This window comes from Streptomyces sp. H27-D2 (assembly GCF_035828615.1).
Lineage (GTDB): Bacteria > Actinomycetota > Actinomycetes > Streptomycetales > Streptomycetaceae > Streptomyces.
On the sequence record NZ_JAYMZR010000191.1, the window covers coordinates 1 to 2,465 of the forward strand.

Sequence of the window (2,465 nt, forward strand, 5' to 3'; positions counted from 1 at the left end):
GGCGGGAGCGGCCCGACTGCCCGGACCAGCCCGCGCGCCCGGCCTCGGACCCGGGGTAGGGGCGGGGGCGGGGCTGTCCGGGCCCCGCCCGGGCCCCGTCCGGGCCGAGCCGGGCCGTCCGAGCCGAGCCTGGCCGTTCATGCGTAGCGCCGGCCGGAGGCCTACCGCTTCAGGACGCGCGAGGCGCCGATCGGCAGATCCCAGAGGTCCTCGCGCGAGCGCCCCGCCGCCTCCCAGGCCGCCCTGACCCGTTGCAGCGGTTCGAGCGGGGCCTCGGCCGAGAGCAGGAAGGTCGCCCAGTGCATTGGTGCCATGGCCTGCGCGCCGAGGTCGTCGCAGGCGCGGACGGCCTCCTCCGGGTTGGTGTGCACGGGGCGCAGCATCCAGCGCGGTTCGTACGCGCCGATGGGCAGCAGGGCGAGGTCGATGCCCGGGTAGCGGCCGCCGATCTCGGCGAACCAGTGCCCGTAGCCGGTGTCGCCCGCGAAGTAGACCCGCGCGCCGTCGGGCGCGGTCAGCACCCAGCCGCCCCACAGCGAGCGGCAGGTGTCGGTGAGCGTGCGCTTGCTCCAGTGGTGGGCGGGGACGAAGTCGAACCGGACGGTGCCCGCGCCCGCCTCCTCGACCGTACTGTCGCTCCCGCCGACGCCGACGCTCCCGCCGACGCCGACGCTCCCGCCGACGCCGACGCTCCCGCCGACGTCCCCGGGCTCGCCCCCGTCGCCGCGCGCGGTGAGCTCGACGGCTTCCCACCAGTCGAGTTCGGTCACGTTGCCGAAGCCCCGGCTCCTGCACCAGCGGGCGAGGCCGCCGGGGACGAACAGCGCGGTGTCGCGGGGCAGCCGCCTGAGGGTGGGAGCGTCCAGGTGGTCGTAGTGGTTGTGGCTGATGACGACGGCGTCGATCCTCGGGAGGTCATCCCAGGGGATGCCGACCGGTGTGACGCGGGCGGGGGTGCCGAGGATCTTCCGGGACCAGACGGGGTCGGTGAGCACGTTGAGCCCGCCGATCCGGATGAGCCAACTGGCGTGCCCGGCCCAGCTGACGGCGATCGAGTCCGTGCCGACCCGCGGAATCGGGCCGGGCTCGAAGGGCAGCTCGGCCACCTCGCGCAGCGCCTCGGGCGCGGGGCGCATGCCGCCCTCCCGCGCGACCCGGGCGAGCGCCCGTACGCCGGGCAACGGAGAGGTCAGGCGGTCGGCGAAGGACCGTGGCCATACCCGCGTTTCGCCGAGGGGACGTGGCTCGGCGAGGCCCACGCGCGGTGCCGCGTGGGAACGCTCGGTCTGTTCGGTCATCGACAGGGCTCCATTCGGAGGGGAACCAGGCGGTACTGAGGTGCCGGGGTGCCGGGGTACCGGAGTATCGGGATCGGGCGTGCGGGGCGACGGGACCGGCGTGTGGGGAGACGGGTTCGCCGCGGTGCGCTGATCCGGCTGGTGCGCTCACAGACGGTAGTTCACTCGCGCGTCAGTTCGGTGAACGCTGCGGCAAAAGTGGTCAACGCCTCCGTCGGGTGCGGCGATTCCCGCCGGTCCGCGGCGGTCGGCGCGCGGGCCCGCAGTTCCTCGGCCGGGCCGAGCAGCGTGCTGACGGAGAGCCGCACCCGCAGGGCGTCGGGATCGTCGCCCAGCCGGTGGCCGCCGAGGCCGCCGTACGCCGCGAAGAGCTCTTCCAAGCCTGCGGAATCGGTGACCGATCGGGTGGCGAGCGCGGGGCGCAGCGGTCCGAGGTCGACGTAGAAGTGGTGCCCGGCCTGCGGGGGGCGGCTCAGCGCGCCCGCCTCGGTGACGACCCGGTGGGCGCCGGCGGCGGCGGACGCGTACCGCAGGGTCATGGCGGCCGTACGGGCGCGGACCGGCGGCGGCTCGGTGAGGGCGTGGGCGACGGCCTCGGCGACGGGGCCGGGGAGTACGGAGCCGAGCGCGGCCAGCGAGCGCAGCGCGGCGGCGTGCAGCGCGACGCCGCGCGCGGTGTCCGGGAAGCGGGCGACGGCGGCGGGCCAGCAGGCGGGGGTGAGCGAGCCCGCGAGGTCGGTGAGCACGACGACCTGCCGGGGCAGCATCTCGGCGGGGCTGAGCAGGACGGTGCCGTGCGGGTCGTGCAGCGTGTCGCGGTGGGTCTCGTCGCTGATGATCAGCAGCCCCTCGTCAGCGGCGGCCTCGCACACCTCGTGGACCAGTTCGGGCGGCGCGCAGCTGCCTGTGGGATCGTCGGCGACCGATATCACCAGCACCCGCGGGTCGCCGCCGGCCGCGCGGGCCCGCCGGACGGTCTCCAGCAGCGCGAAGGGGTCGGGGACTCCCCCGCTCTCGGCGGAGACCGGGACGTGCTGCGGCGTCCGGCCGAGCAGCCTGGCCTGCGGCGCGTACCACTCGGCGCAGGGGCGGGTGAGCAGCACGTCGCCGCCGACGGCGGCCAGCAAAGCGAGCAGCAGGGGGCGCGGTCCCGGCGCGGCGAGGACC

The 2,465-nt window shown here is 76.1% G+C and carries 2 protein-coding genes; both read right to left on the reverse strand.

Annotated features, from left to right (window positions below):
• Window positions 1-161 precede the first annotated feature (161 nt).
• A complete protein-coding gene (locus QMK28_RS33745) occupies window positions 162-1,298 on the reverse strand; it encodes an MBL fold metallo-hydrolase (RefSeq protein WP_326443508.1) in 1,137 nt (378 codons plus the stop codon).
• 161 nt (window positions 1,299-1,459) lie between these two features.
• Window positions 1,460-2,465: aminotransferase class I/II-fold pyridoxal phosphate-dependent enzyme (locus tag QMK28_RS33750; RefSeq protein WP_326443509.1), on the reverse strand; the 1,006-nt coding region annotated here is incomplete at its 5' end.